The 13,481-nt window shown below is 53.4% G+C and carries 13 protein-coding genes; 4 read left to right on the top strand and 9 right to left on the bottom strand.

The features are described from left to right. Nucleotides 1–47: 47 nt before the first annotated feature. The 3 genes from recJ to xerD are packed head-to-tail and all read right to left on the bottom strand — an operon-like array spanning nt 48 to nt 3,420. On the bottom strand, nt 48–1,781 hold the full coding sequence (gene recJ, locus AC534G_RS04340) for a single-stranded-DNA-specific exonuclease RecJ (RefSeq protein ID WP_110496909.1): 1,734 nt from the start codon (nt 1,779–1,781) through the stop codon (nt 48–50). A 5-nt stretch (nt 1,782–1,786) separates the two neighbouring features. Then, on the bottom strand, nt 1,787–2,500 hold the full coding sequence (gene dsbC / locus AC534G_RS04335) for a bifunctional protein-disulfide isomerase/oxidoreductase DsbC (protein WP_061382414.1): 714 nt from the start codon (nt 2,498–2,500) through the stop codon (nt 1,787–1,789). A 23-nt stretch (nt 2,501–2,523) separates the two neighbouring features. Further along, nucleotides 2,524–3,420 (bottom strand): site-specific tyrosine recombinase XerD, encoded by an 897-nt coding sequence (gene xerD, locus AC534G_RS04330; RefSeq protein ID WP_038633475.1) that lies wholly within the window; start codon nt 3,418–3,420, stop codon nt 2,524–2,526. 113 nt (nt 3,421–3,533) lie between these two features. Between xerD and fldB the strand changes: the two genes are divergently transcribed. Next, complete coding sequence (fldB, locus tag AC534G_RS04325; RefSeq protein ID WP_038633478.1) at nt 3,534–4,055, top strand: flavodoxin FldB; 522 nt, start codon at nt 3,534–3,536, stop codon at nt 4,053–4,055. 100 nt (nt 4,056–4,155) lie between these two features. On the opposite strand, the gene AC534G_RS04320 is transcribed toward fldB, so the two are convergent. Together AC534G_RS04320 and sdhE are read right to left on the bottom strand one after the other, a co-directional pair. Then, nucleotides 4,156–4,563, bottom strand: a complete 408-nt coding sequence (locus AC534G_RS04320) for a protein YgfX (RefSeq protein WP_038633481.1) — start codon at nt 4,561–4,563, stop codon at nt 4,156–4,158. Continuing rightward, nucleotides 4,544–4,810 (bottom strand): FAD assembly factor SdhE, encoded by a 267-nt coding sequence (gene sdhE / locus AC534G_RS04315; RefSeq protein WP_016154349.1) that lies wholly within the window; start codon nt 4,808–4,810, stop codon nt 4,544–4,546. The genes AC534G_RS04320 and sdhE overlap by 20 nt, the downstream gene beginning before the upstream one ends. A 256-nt stretch (nt 4,811–5,066) precedes the next feature. On the opposite strand from sdhE, the gene ygfZ reads away from it, so the two are divergent. Continuing rightward, nucleotides 5,067–6,047 (top strand): tRNA-modifying protein YgfZ, encoded by a 981-nt coding sequence (gene ygfZ, locus AC534G_RS04310; protein ID WP_085048764.1) that lies wholly within the window; start codon nt 5,067–5,069, stop codon nt 6,045–6,047. 91 nt (nt 6,048–6,138) lie between these two features. Here ygfZ and trhA read toward each other — a convergent pair whose 3' ends face one another. Together trhA and yqfB are read right to left on the bottom strand one after the other, a co-directional pair. Further along, nucleotides 6,139–6,798 (bottom strand): PAQR family membrane homeostasis protein TrhA, encoded by a 660-nt coding sequence (gene trhA, locus AC534G_RS04305; protein WP_038633489.1) that lies wholly within the window; start codon nt 6,796–6,798, stop codon nt 6,139–6,141. A gap of 163 nt (nt 6,799–6,961) precedes the next feature. Beyond that, nucleotides 6,962–7,273 carry a N(4)-acetylcytidine aminohydrolase gene (gene yqfB / locus AC534G_RS04300; protein ID WP_085048763.1) on the bottom strand — a complete coding sequence of 104 codons (312 nt, stop codon included), beginning with the start codon at nt 7,271–7,273 and terminating at the stop codon, nt 6,962–6,964. 52 nt (nt 7,274–7,325) lie between these two features. On the opposite strand from yqfB, the gene AC534G_RS04295 reads away from it, so the two are divergent. Continuing rightward, a complete protein-coding gene (locus tag AC534G_RS04295) occupies nt 7,326–8,054 on the top strand; it encodes a MurR/RpiR family transcriptional regulator (protein WP_085048762.1) in 729 nt (242 codons plus the stop codon). Nucleotides 8,055–8,174: 120 nt separating this feature from the next. Next, a complete protein-coding gene (gene bglA / locus AC534G_RS04290; RefSeq protein WP_038633498.1) occupies nt 8,175–9,608 on the top strand; it encodes a 6-phospho-beta-glucosidase BglA in 1,434 nt (477 codons plus the stop codon). A gap of 93 nt (nt 9,609–9,701) precedes the next feature. Here bglA and AC534G_RS04285 read toward each other — a convergent pair whose 3' ends face one another. Next, nucleotides 9,702–10,445: an SDR family oxidoreductase gene (locus AC534G_RS04285; protein WP_110496908.1), complete on the bottom strand. Its 744-nt coding sequence runs from the start codon at nt 10,443–10,445 to the stop codon at nt 9,702–9,704. Between the two features lie 78 nt (nt 10,446–10,523). After that, the gene (gcvP, locus tag AC534G_RS04280) at nt 10,524–13,397 is read right to left on the bottom strand and encodes an aminomethyl-transferring glycine dehydrogenase (RefSeq protein ID WP_110496906.1); all 2,874 of its coding nucleotides are present in this window, start codon (nt 13,395–13,397) and stop codon (nt 10,524–10,526) included. Between the last annotated feature and the right edge of the window lie 84 nt (nt 13,398–13,481).

Here is a 13,481-nt window from a genome sequence, read left to right as displayed (position 1 = left end):
GCGGGATTGTAACTAATCCACGCCCTTTTTTATAGCGATTAGTGACGCTAAAGTGGCCAGATATTATCGATTATTAGCTGCAAACTACGGTTGCCGCGAAACTCATTAATATCCAGTTTGTAGGCCAACTGAACATCGCGCACGCCGTTGTCCGGCCAGCAACTGGTATCAACGTTGAACGCAATTCCGTCCAGCAGAGGTCCGCCGCCAACCGGCTCCACCATCACCTTCAGATGACGCTCACCCACCAAACGCTGCTGAAGCAGACGGAAATGTCCATCAAACAGCGGTTCCGGGAACATTTGCCCCCACGGCCCGGCATCACGCAGCATTTGCGCGACCTCCATGGTCATCTCCGCGGCGCTTAGCGGGCCATCTGACACCACTTCGCCCTGCAGCAAGGCAGGATCCAGCCACTCGGTTACCAGTTCGCCGAAACGCTGCTGGAAACGCTCAAACTGCGCCTCTTCCAGCGACAAGCCCGCCGCCATGGCGTGACCGCCAAACTTGAGGATCATGCCAGGATGAAGGGTGTCCAGGCGCTCCAGCGCATCACGCATGTGCAGCCCCTGAATCGAACGCCCGGAGCCTTTGAGCGTACCGTCGCCGGCAGGAGCAAACGCAATCACCGGACGATGAAAACGCTCTTTAATGCGCGATGCCAGAATGCCGACTACTCCCTGATGCCACTCAGGATGGTACATCGCAAGGCCGCCCGGTAGCGTCTCGCTACTGCGCTCCAGCTTTTCACACAGGGTCAGCGCTTCCGCCTGCATGCCCTGCTCAATTTCTTTGCGTGTCTGATTGAGCGCGTCCAGCTCATTGGCCAGCATGCGTGCCTCGCCAATGTTGTCGCACAGCAACAGCGCCACGCCGACGGACATATCATCCAGACGGCCAGCGGCATTCAGCCGTGGCCCCAGCGCAAAACCTAAATCGCTGGCAGCCAGCTTAAGTGGGTCGCGGTTGGAAATCTCCAGCAGCGCCTTAATGCCGGGACGGCACTTTCCGGCACGAATACGGCTTAATCCTTGCCACGTCAGAATGCGGTTATTAGCATCCAGCGGGACCACGTCGGCCACTGTGCCGAGCGCGACCAGATCGAGCAAGTCCGCCAGGTTCGGCGGCGCAATGCCTCGTTCATCAAACCAGCCTTTGTCACGCAGGAAGGTGCGCAACGCCAGCATCAGATAGAAGGCCACGCCAACCCCAGCCAATGATTTAGACGGGAATTCACAGTCGTGCAGATTGGGGTTGATGATCGCCTCTGCATTAGGCAGCGTATCCCCTGGCAGATGGTGATCGGTCACCACCACCGGGATCCCCAGCGCTCTGGCATGTTCCACACCGGCGTGAGACGAGATGCCATTGTCTACGGTGACAATCAGCTGAGCGCCACGCGCATGCGCCTGCTCCACCACTTCCGGGCTTAAGCCATAGCCGTCTTCAAAACGATTAGGCACCAGGTAGTCAACGTTACCGCAACCCAACGCTCGCATCGCCAGAATGCTGAGCGCCGTACTGGTCGCGCCATCGGCGTCGAAATCGCCGACCACAATAATGCGGGTTCCCGCGCGAAAGGCGTTATAGAGGATCTCAACTGCTTTTTCGACGCCGTTCAAATGCTGCCACGGCAGCATTCCTTTTACGCTACGTTCAAGTTCCTGGGCGCTGCGCACGCCGCGGCTGGCGTATAAACGACGCAGCAATGGCGGCAGGTCATCAGGTAGCTCGGTTGTCTCGTCGGCTTCACGCCGACGAAGGTGTATCTTTTGTTTCACGCGAATTATTTACCGCTGGTTTGTTTTGCATGTGCGTCGAGGAATTCTTTCATCTCTTTCGGGCCCTGATAGCCAGGCACGACATAGCCGTTGCTCAGCACAATCGCCGGCGTGCCGCTAACGCCAAACTGCACGCCCAGCGCGTAGTGGTTCGCGATATCCACATCACAGGTTGCTGGTTTCACGTCCTTGCCTGCCATCGCGTCATCAAAGGCTTTGTTTTTATCCTTCGCGCACCAGATCGACTTCATGTCCTGCTCGGCCTGGCTTTCCAGACCCTGACGCGGGAAGGCCAGATAACGAACGGTGATCCCCAACGCATTATAGTCTTTCATCTCTTCATGCAGCTTGTGGCAGTAACCACAGGTGATGTCGGTGAAAACGGTAATGACGTGTTTTTCCTGCGGCGCTTTGTAGACGATCATCTCTTTTTCCAGCGCGTTCAAATGCTTCATCAGCAACTGGTTAGTAACATTCACCGGGCTTGCCCCGCTCACGTCATACATCGGTCCCTGAATAATATGTTTACCGTCTTCAGTTACGTACAGCACGCCGCTATTGGTCAGTACGGTTTTCATACCCGCCACCGGAGCAGACTGAATCTCGGTGCTCTGTACCCCCAGCTTTGCCAATGACTGGCGAATCGCCGCATCGTCTGCATGTACCATGCCGGAAAACGCCGTTGCCAGCAGGGTGAACATCATAAAACGTTTTTTCATAACCTATCCTTTCCTGTCAGCAATCACGCTCGCGGGTGATGCTGTTGATGTAGTTGACGCAAGCGCTCCGTTGCGACATGAGTATAAATTTGTGTTGTCGAGAGGTCGCTATGCCCCAGTAGCATCTGCACCACGCGCAGGTCAGCGCCATGATTGAGCAAATGCGTGGCAAAAGCATGCCGCAGGACGTGCGGTGACAGCTTCTCGCTGTCGATTCCCGCCAACACAGCATAGTGTTTAATACGATGCCAGAAGGTCTGACGGGTCATCTGTTGCGCCCGCTGGCTGGGAAACAGCACATCAATCGATACGCCATTGAGCAACCATGGACGCCCATGTTCCAGATACGTTTCCAGCCAGTAAACCGCCTCTTCACCCAACGGCACCAGGCGTTCTTTGTTGCCTTTACCGATCACCCGAACCACCCCCTGACGCAGGCTGACGTCACTCATCGTCAGTCCAACCAGCTCAGATACGCGCAGGCCCGTTGCATACAATACTTCCAGCATGGCTTTGTCGCGTAGCTCCAGCGGTTGCTCAATCAGCGGCGCCTGCAACAGTCGCTCCACCTGTGCCTCACTGAGATCTTTGGGCAGGCGCTGCGGAAGCTTCGGTGATGCAAGCGAGGCGCTGGGATCGTCTTCGCGAAATTTTTCGCGGTAAAGATGCTGAAAAAAGCGCCGCGTAGCACTGAGCAAGCGAGCGGAACTGGTGGCTTTATATCCCCCATCCATCCGCTCGGCCAGTAATGCCTGCAGATCATCGCTCTGCGCCGTCGCCAGCGAGACGCCACGGTGATGTAACCATTCGACAAGCATGGTCAGATCGCGACGATACGCACTTAACGTGTTTTCCGCCAGATTTCGTTCCAGCCACAGGGCATCAAGAAACTGCTCGATGCGCGCCAGATCCTGTTCCACTCGCGCCCCTTATTCCACTCTCATTTTTGATGCATTATGCCTCATTGTGCCGGGATTGCGGCGATTCTGTTACACTACCCGCAACGCTACAGCAGAATTGAGATGTTTACGTCATGAACATGGGTCTTTTTTACGGTTCCAGTACCTGCTACACCGAAATGGCAGCAGAAAAAATCCGCGATATCCTGGGTCCCGAACTGGTGACACTGCACAACCTCAAAGATGATTCCCCGACCTTAATGGAGCAGTATGATGTGCTCATTTTGGGCATCCCGACCTGGGATTTTGGTGAAATTCAGGAGGATTGGGAAGCGGTCTGGGAGCAACTGGACGACCTCAACCTGGAAGGCAAAATTGTCGCGCTTTACGGGATGGGCGATCAGCTAGGATATGGCGAATGGTTCCTGGATGCGCTGGGGATGCTGCACGATAAACTGGTCACCAAAGGCGTCAAGTTTGTCGGTTACTGGCCAACCGAAGGCTATGAATTTACCAGCGATAAACCCGTCATTGCTGATGGACAGCTGTTTGTTGGTTTGGCGCTGGATGAAACAAACCAGTACGATCTCAGCGATGAACGCATCCAGAACTGGTGCGAGCAAATTCTTGGGGAAATGGCCGAACACTGGTCCTGATAAGCGTGTTGCCGGATGACGCCGTGAACGCCTTATCCGGTTTACCTCACGCATCAAACCTAAGGCCCTAAAGCGGCACGCCATCAGATATTTGTTGGCATTATCCCTGCTTCGCCTGTTGCAGCATTAACCGCCGTAAATCTCGCCACTCAGCCTCATCCATACTGTCTGCCGCTAGCCACAAATGCTGACGTTTCCCGGTATCTGAACGCAAACGCAGCATCATGCCTGTTTTGACCATCCAGGGCGCGCTAACGATAGTCCACTCCTGCCCTTGCCAGCGCAGACGGCCGTCCATCAACAGCCTAATCTCGCCCTGACAGGCATTAATTCTACGTTGGCTGCGTACGCTGTCGAACACCACCAGAGAGAGCAGAACCATCCATAATGGGGTGTAGCTCAAAGGCCAGGGCATCAATAAAATAAATACCGCGACCAGCCCATGAACGAGCAACGAAAGCCACTGCGCGCGCCATGAAACGCGTAAATCAGATTGCCACTGGACCACGTTCCCGATTCCGTGTCTGGATAAGTCGCACCATCTGCTCCAACTGAGCATCAGCTGGTTTCCCATGATTCATCAACCAGTTAAATAAATCTGGATCGTCACATTCTAGCAGACGGATAAAGATACGTTTTTCTTCGTCACTTAAGCTGTCATATTCATGTTCGAAAAACGGCATGATAGAGATGTCCAGCTCGCGCATACCGCGGCGGCATGCCCAATGAATACGTGCTTTATTGTTAATATCCATGTTCTTCTTCCTGTCTCGCGAAAACGAAGTATCCGGCTATTGTAACGTGTTTTTCACGCGCTTTTGCGGGAATATCAGCTAATGGAAGCACGTTCGCTAAATAAAACCGCATTAAGTCAAAGGATTCATCATTTTTGGATGTCTCCTCGCAAAGCTTACTATATGGCACAAATAGCCTGTTTAAACCGCTTGCAATGGGCCATAGCTCTTTTACCATTAGTCATTATCACTGCGTTAAGCAAATCAGGACATTATTATGGCTTTTACATCTTTTCCTCCTCGCCAGCCTTTTGCGTCAACGCGTTTACCTCTGACGCTAATGACGCTCGATGACTGGGCGCTCGCCACCATTACCGGTGTCGACAGTGAGAAGTATATTCAGGGTCAGGTCACGGCTGATGTCAGCCAGATGACCGAGCATCAGCACGTGCTGGCAGCCCATTGTGATGCCAAAGGTAAAATGTGGAGCAATCTGCGCCTGTTCCGTAACAGTGACGGTTTTGCATGGCTTGAACGCCGCAGCTTGCGCGATGCACAGCTTACAGAACTGAAAAAATATGCGGTCTTCTCAAAGGTAGTGATTGCGCCGGACGACGAGCGTGTTCTGTTGGGCGTAGCGGGATTCCAGGCACGAGCGGCACTGGCCAATCTCTTTAGCGAATTACCGAACAGCGAAAAACAGGTTATTACCGAAGATGCTTCCACAATACTGTGGTTCGAACACCCTGCCGAGCGTTTCCTGCTGATTGTTGATGTTGCAACGGCGGAAAGCCTGGTTGAGAAACTGCGCGGCGAAGCGGAGTTAAATAACAGTCAACAGTGGCTGGCGCTGGATATCGAAGCGGGTATTCCGGTCATTGATACTGCCAACAGCGGACAGTTTATTCCCCAGGCGACCAATATGCAGGCTCTGGGCGGGATCAGCTTCAAAAAAGGCTGCTATACCGGCCAGGAAATGGTGGCGCGCGCCAAATTCCGCGGCGCCAACAAACGCGCCATGTGGACTCTGGCAGGTACGGCCAGCCGGGTGCCGGAAGCTGGCGAAGATCTGGAACTGAAAATGGGTGAAAACTGGCGTCGTACTGGTACCGTACTCGCCGCAGTACAGCTCGCTGATGGCCAGATACTGGTGCAGGTCGTGATGAATAACGACATGGAAGCCGACAGCGTGTTCCGCGTTCGCGATGACGCAAAAACGCTGCATATTGTGCCGCTGCCGTATTCGCTGGAAGAGTAAAAGCTTAACGCCGGATGGCGCTACGCTTATCCGGCCTACAGGCACATTTTGTAGGCCGGATAAGGCGTTAGCCGCCATCCGAAATCAAGGGTTACGCCTGTCCAACATACAAATAAATCGCCAGGAAGTGGCAAACGCTGCCGCCCAGTACAAAGCCGTGCCAGATCGCGTGGTTATATGGAATGCGCTTACAGACATAGAAAATAACGCCCAGCGAATACACCACACCACCAACGGCCAGCAAGGTCACGCCTCCCGCCGCCAGTTTAACCGCCAATTGATACACCACAATCAGCGATAGCCAGCCCATTGTCAGGTAAGTCACCAACGACAGAACCTTAAAGCGGTGCGCAATGGTCAGTTTGAATAAAATACCGAGCAGCGCCAGGCTCCAGATAACAATCATAAGTCCACGTGCCAGCGGCGAATCAAGCCCCACCAGCAGAAATGGCGTATAGGTCCCGGCAATCAGCAGATAAATCGCGCAGTGGTCGAATTTTTTCAGCCAGACTTTCGCTCGCTGATGGGGGATCGCGTGATACAAAGTTGAGGCGAGAAACAGCAGGATCATGCTGCCGCCGTACAGGCTATAACTGGTAATCGCCATAGCGCTGGCGTTGGTATCCACTGCCTGAACCAGTAACAACACCAGCCCGACAATCCCAAACACCAGCCCGATACCGTGACTGATGCTGTTGGCTATTTCCTCTGCCAGCGAATATCCCTGCGCGATTAATGGTTTCTGAACCATAGCTTACTCCCGAGAAACGAACACTTTCGTTATTGCCCCTCTAGCGTAACTGAGAATGGTTCCAGTGAACACCTGTTAGCTGTAATATTTATCTTAAAATAAATAGTCTATAAAAATCATATAATTAATTTTAATCTTTCAGCTAACAAGCGTACACATTAAATCAAACACATTTAAAATCAATCACATAAAATTGCGTTTGATCCGGGTAAATTTCGGCAATCACACGTTTCAGTTCTTCAAGCGACATGTTTTCCTGCTGAGCATGTTTTTCAGTCAGCGTATCCAGCGTGACGGTTGAGGTGCCAACAACTTCAATCGTGCAGAAGTATCCCTCATCTTCAAAGCGCCCAACCCGTAGAATGTCACCGGTTTTGAAGTGTGATTCGGACTCGTCACGAATGGTGATGGTTTTGCGTCCGGCCAGAATGTCATCCTGGAAACGCTGAAAAAAAGTGATGTCATTTGGCTGCATGTTATTATTCCCTGTAGATGAAGTCTGATGAGTGAGTTTTGCTATTGTGAGTATGTTCTCCCACGCTGCCATCGCCAGTCTCAACAATCTTGAGATGCTGGTCTACAACTATGTCATCAAAAATCGTGACAAAGTCATGTACATGACCATTCGCGAACTGGCCGATGCCGTGGGTGTTTCCACTACCACCGTACTGCGCTTTTGCCGCAAGCTTAAGTGTGAAGGTTACTCAGAATTTCGCGTACGTTTCAAATTATATTTAGAGCAGAATGAACCGCAACAGGCTAATTTCGGCGCCAGCGAAATTATCAGCTTTTTTAAAAGCGTCAATAACGACGAATTCGATAAACTGCTCGATCAGGCTGTTGATATTATATTATCTTCCGAACGTATTATATTTGTTGGCGCAGGAACGTCAGGAGCGCTTGCGAAATACGGCGCGCGTTTTTTCTCCAACGTCGGCAAATTCAGTAATCATATTGACGACCCTTATTTTCCGGTAACCAATGATATGGCCAGAAACGCGCTGGCAATCGTGCTTTCCGTCTCCGGCGAAACAGAAGAGATCCTGCGTTTTGCCAGCCAGTTCAGCTTGCACCACTGTAAAGTGTTGTCTGTAACCAGCCATGAACAGTCACGTCTGGCGAAACTCGCCGACTTTAATCTCTCCTGGCACGTTCCACAAACACGCATTGCCGGGGTATACGATATAACCACGCAAATCCCCGTTATTTATATTCTGGAATCGCTTGGCCGCAAACTGGCGAAAAGAATAGCGTAAAAAAACAATCTGTTTTTTTGATGTAACAAATCACATTAATGCTATTTTGTTATATCGTGACATTTAGGTTTCCTTTGTTAGACTCAAAATCAGATTGTATTAATTTGAGACTGAGCGCAGATGAAAAAACTTACCTTAGCAAAAGATTTTTTATGGGGCGGCGCGGTTGCGGCGCACCAGGTCGAAGGTGGCTGGAACAAAGGTGGCAAAGGCCCCAGCATTTGCGACGTACTGACCGGTGGGGCACACGGCGTTCCACGAGAAATCACTCAGGAAGTCGTGCCCGGTAAATACTACCCCAACCACGAAGCCGTCGATTTTTACGGTCATTACAAAGAAGACATTAAGCTGTTTGCCGAAATGGGCTTCAAATGTTTCCGTACCTCCATCGCATGGACCCGTATCTTCCCCAATGGGGACGAAACCCAGCCGAACGAAGAAGGTCTGAAGTTCTATGACGACATGTTCGATGAATTACTGAAATACAACATCGAACCGGTCATCACCCTTTCCCACTTCGAAATGCCGCTACATTTGGTTCAACAGTATGGGAGTTGGACCAATCGCAAAGTTGTTGATTTCTTTGTTCGATTTGCTGAAGTCGTCTTTGAGCGTTACAAACACAAAGTCAAATACTGGATGACCTTCAACGAGATCAATAACCAACGTAACTGGCGCGCACCGTTGTTTGGCTATTGCTGCTCCGGTGTGGTGTATACCGAGCATGAAAACCCGGAAGAGACCATGTACCAGGTGCTGCATCACCAGTTCGTGGCCAGCGCGCTCGCAGTGAAAGCCGCACGCCGCATCAACCCGGAAATGAAAGTGGGCTGCATGCTGGCTATGGTGCCGCTCTATCCATTCTCCTGTAAGCCCGAAGATGTCATGTTCGCCCAGGAGTCAATGCGTGAACGCTACGTCTTTACTGACGTCCAGCTGCGCGGCTACTACCCAAGCTATGTGTTGAATGAGTGGGAACGTCGCGAATTTAACATCAGGATGGAAGACGGCGACGAGCAAATCCTGCGTGAAGGCACCTGCGACTATCTCGGATTTAGCTACTACATGACCAACGCGGTGAAAGCGGAAGGCGGTAGCGGTGATGCCATTTCCGGTTTTGAGGGTAGCGTGCCGAACCCGCACGTCAAAGCGTCCGACTGGGGCTGGCAGATTGACCCGGTTGGCCTGCGCTATGCTTTATGTGAGCTGTACGAGCGCTATCAGAAGCCGCTGTTTATCGTTGAAAACGGGTTTGGCGCCTACGATAAAGTGGAAACAGATGGCAGCATCAATGATGACTACCGCATCGATTATCTGCGCGCCCACATCGAAGAGATGATGAAGGCGGTCACCTATGATGGCGTAGATCTGATGGGCTACACGCCGTGGGGCTGCATTGACTGCGTTTCGTTCACCACCGGTCAGTACAGCAAGCGCTACGGCTTCATCTACGTGAATAAGCACGATGACGGCACTGGGGATATGTCGCGTTCACGCAAGAAGAGTTTTGAGTGGTATAAAGCGGTGATCGCCAGCAACGGCGAGAATCTGTGATTTTTCGCCGGATGGCGGCGTAAACGCCTTATCCAGCCTACAGGTCTGATCCCGTAGGCTGGATAAGCGCAGCGCTATCCGGCCATTAAATCCCTACTTCCCGCCGGCCAGCTCCAGAAAACTGCCCGTGACGTAAGATGCCTTCTCGCTCAGTAGCCAGCAAATCGCCTGCGCGACTTCTTCCGGCTGCCCACCACGCTGCATAGGCAACATGGATTTCATGCGATCAACCCTTCCCGGCTCTCCACCCGACGCATGCATTTCAGTGTAGATCAGGCCTGGACGTACGCAGTTTACGCGGATCCCCTGCGCCGCCACCTCCAGTGCCAGGCCGGTGGTGAGCGTGTCCACCGCACCTTTTGAAGCGGCATAATCAACATATTCGAATGGCGCACCGAGCCGTGAAGCCGCCGAAGAGACATTCACGATCGCCCCACCCTGACCGCCGCGCTTAAACGACATGCGCTTTACCGCTTCCCGACAGCACAGAAAATAGCCGGTAACATTGGTCGCCAGTACGCGGTTAATTCGCTCTGCAGTTAAGTTTTCCACCGTGGTCTGTTCAAATAAAATCCCGGCATTATTCACCAGCGCAGTCAGCGGTTCCCCTTCACGGTCGATCGATTCAAACATCGCCAGCACCTGACTTTCATCACTGATATCCGCACGCAGCGCAAATGCCTTACCACCTGCCGCGACGATGTTGTTCACCACCTCGGTTGCCGCACGAATATTGTGATGAAAATTAACGGCGACCGTGTAACCCTCCAGTGCCAGTTGCAGCGCGGTTGCTCGCCCAATACCGCGACTGCCGCCAGTAACAAGTGCGATTCCCATAGAGACCTCCAGATATGAAAAAGCCGGGAGGCGGCTTCGCCTTACCCGGCCTGGAAATTGTTTAACTACGCGGAAAAGTTACTGATATTCGCTCATCGGCACGCAGGAGCAGAACAGGTTACGGTCGCCGTAAACGTCATCAAGACGCTTCACGGTAGGCCAGTATTTGTTCGCCACGCCTGCCGGGAAGACTGCGATTTCGCGGCTATAACCGTGGTTCCACTCGCTCACCAGCTCATTCTGGGTGTGCGGCGAGTTTACCAACGGGTTATCTTCCAGCGACCACTCACCGGCTTTCACACGCTCGATCTCAGCGCGGATTGCCAGCATCGCGTTAATAAAGCGATCCAGTTCCACTTTGCTTTCAGATTCGGTCGGTTCCACCATCAGCGTACCCGCTACCGGGAACGACATGGTTGGCGCATGGAAACCATAGTCGATCAGACGTTTGGCAATATCCAGTTCGCTGATGCCAGTCTCTTCTTTCAGTGGGCGAATGTCGAGAATACATTCATGCGCTACACGGCCATCGCGACCGGTATACAGCACCGGATAGGCATCTTTCAGACGGCTGGCAATGTAGTTAGCGTTAAGAATAGCGACCTGGCTTGCCTGCTTCAGACCTTCTGCGCCCATCATACGGATGTACATCCAACTGATTGGCAGAATGGATGCGCTACCGAACGGTGCGGCAGACACCGCGCCCTGACGGGTAAGCATCCCTTCAATCTGTACCACGCTGTGGCCAGGCACAAACGGTGCCAGATGCGATTTAACGCCGATCGGTCCCATGCCCGGGCCGCCGCCGCCGTGCGGAATGCAGAAGGTTTTATGCAGGTTGAGGTGCGAAACGTCCGCGCCGATAAAGCCCGGCGTGGTGATTCCAACCTGGGCGTTCATGTTCGCGCCGTCGAGGTACACCTGGCCGCCGAACTGATGCACAACTTCACACACTTCGCGGATCGTTTCTTCATATACGCCGTGGGTGGACGGATAGGTCACCATGATGCAAGAAAGGTTCGCAGCATGTTGTTGTGCTTTTGCCCGCAGATCGTCAAGGTCGATGTTGCCGTTCTTATCACAGGCGACTACCACCACCTGCATCCCCGCCATTTGTGCGGAAGCCGGGTTAGTACCGTGGGCGGACGCCGGGATCAGGCAGATATCGCGATGGCCTTCGTTACGGCTTTCGTGATAATGACGAATCGCCAGCAGGCCAGCGTATTCGCCTTGTGCGCCGGAGTTCGGCTGCATGCAGACTGCGTCATAGCCGGTCAGTTTTACCAGCCACTCGGAAAGCTGACCGATCATCTGGTGATACCCTTCCGCCTGCTCTGGCGGGCAGAACGGATGCAGTTCAGCGAATTCCGGCCAGGTGATAGGAATCATCTCGGCGGCGGCGTTCAGCTTCATGGTGCAGGAACCCAGCGGGATCATCGCCTGATTCAGCGCCAGATCTTTACGCTCCAGCGAGTGCATGTAGCGCATCATCTCGGTTTCGCTGTGGTAGCGGTTAAACACCGGGTGGCTGAGGATCGCGTCGTCACGCAGCATGCTGCTCTGAATGGAACGGCTGTCGAGCGCCACGTCTTTATCCAGTGTGTCGATGCTCAGGCCGTGGCTGTCGCCCAGCAGAACATTGAACAACTGCACCACGTTTTCACGGGTGGTGGTTTCGTCGAGCGTAATACCTACCGCGTTATGAATATCGCTGCGCAGGTTGATCTCTGCCGCTTCCGCACGCGCCAGTACCGCAGCTTTATCGGCCACTTCAACACACAGCGTGTCGAAGTAGTGCGCATGACGCAGCTTTAAGCCTTTCTGTTGCAGACCAGCCGCCAGAATATCGGTCAGGCGGTGGATACGATTAGCGATGCGCTTCAGACCGACCGGACCATGATAAACGGCATACAGGCTGGCGATGTTAGCCAGCAGTACCTGTGAGGTACAAATGTTGGAGTTCGCTTTCTCACGACGGATATGCTGCTCGCGAGTCTGCATCGCCATGCGCAGTGCGGTATTGCCCGCCGCATCTTTTGATACGCCGATAATACGGCCTGGCATGGAGCGTTTGAATTCGTCTTTGGCGGCAAAGAATGCCGCGTGTGGGCCACCGTAGCCCATCGGTACGCCGAAGCGTTGCGCAGAGCCGAAAACGATATCCGCGCCCTGTTTGCCCGGTGCGGTCAGCAGAACCAGCGCCATAAAATCGGCAGCGACGCTGACCACAACTTTACGGGATTTCAGCTCAGCAATCAGTTTGCTGTAGTCGTGCACTTCACCAGTGGTACCAACCTGCTGCAACAGCACGCCGAACACATCCTGGTGATCCAGTGCTTTCGCTGCGTCATCCACAATAACGTCAAAACCAAAGGTTTCGGCGCGAGTGCGAACCACATCCAACGTTTGCGGATGAACATCAGCCGCCACAAAGAAACGGTTGGCGTTTTTCAGTTTGCTGACGCGTTTGGCCATCGCCATGGCTTCGGCCGCCGCGGTGGCTTCATCCAGCAGAGAGGCGGAGGCCATGTCCAGCCCGGTCAGGTCCAGCGTGACCTGTTGGAAGTTCAGCAGCGCTTCCAGGCGTCCCTGAGAGACTTCCGGCTGATACGGCGTATACGCGGTGTACCAACCCGGATTTTCCAGCATGTTACGCAGGATAACCGGTGGCAACTGCACGGCGGTGTAGCCCATGCCGATGTAGGACGTGAAGCGCTTGTTACGCCCGGCGATGGCTTTTAATTCGGCCAGCGCAGCGTATTCTGTCGCCGCCTCGCCTACCTGCGGCGGGGTTGCGAGCTGAATGTCTTTCGGCACAATCTGGCCGATCAGCGCGTTTAACGACTCGGCGCCAACCGCATTCAGCATCTCTTGCTGCTGCGCGGCGTCCGGTCCGATGTGGCGTTCAATGAAAGCGCCGCTGTTTTCAAGCTGGCTTAACGTCTGTGTCATGGGCGATGGTTCCTGAAACGTGCAGTGAATCGTGATTGTCTCTAACTCAATTGCCCGGTGGCGCTGACGCTTACCGGGCCTACG

This window comes from Citrobacter sp. CRE-46, assembly GCF_059615875.1.
Note: the sequence above shows the minus strand (reverse complement) of the source record. Positions and strands in the feature narration are given on the sequence as shown.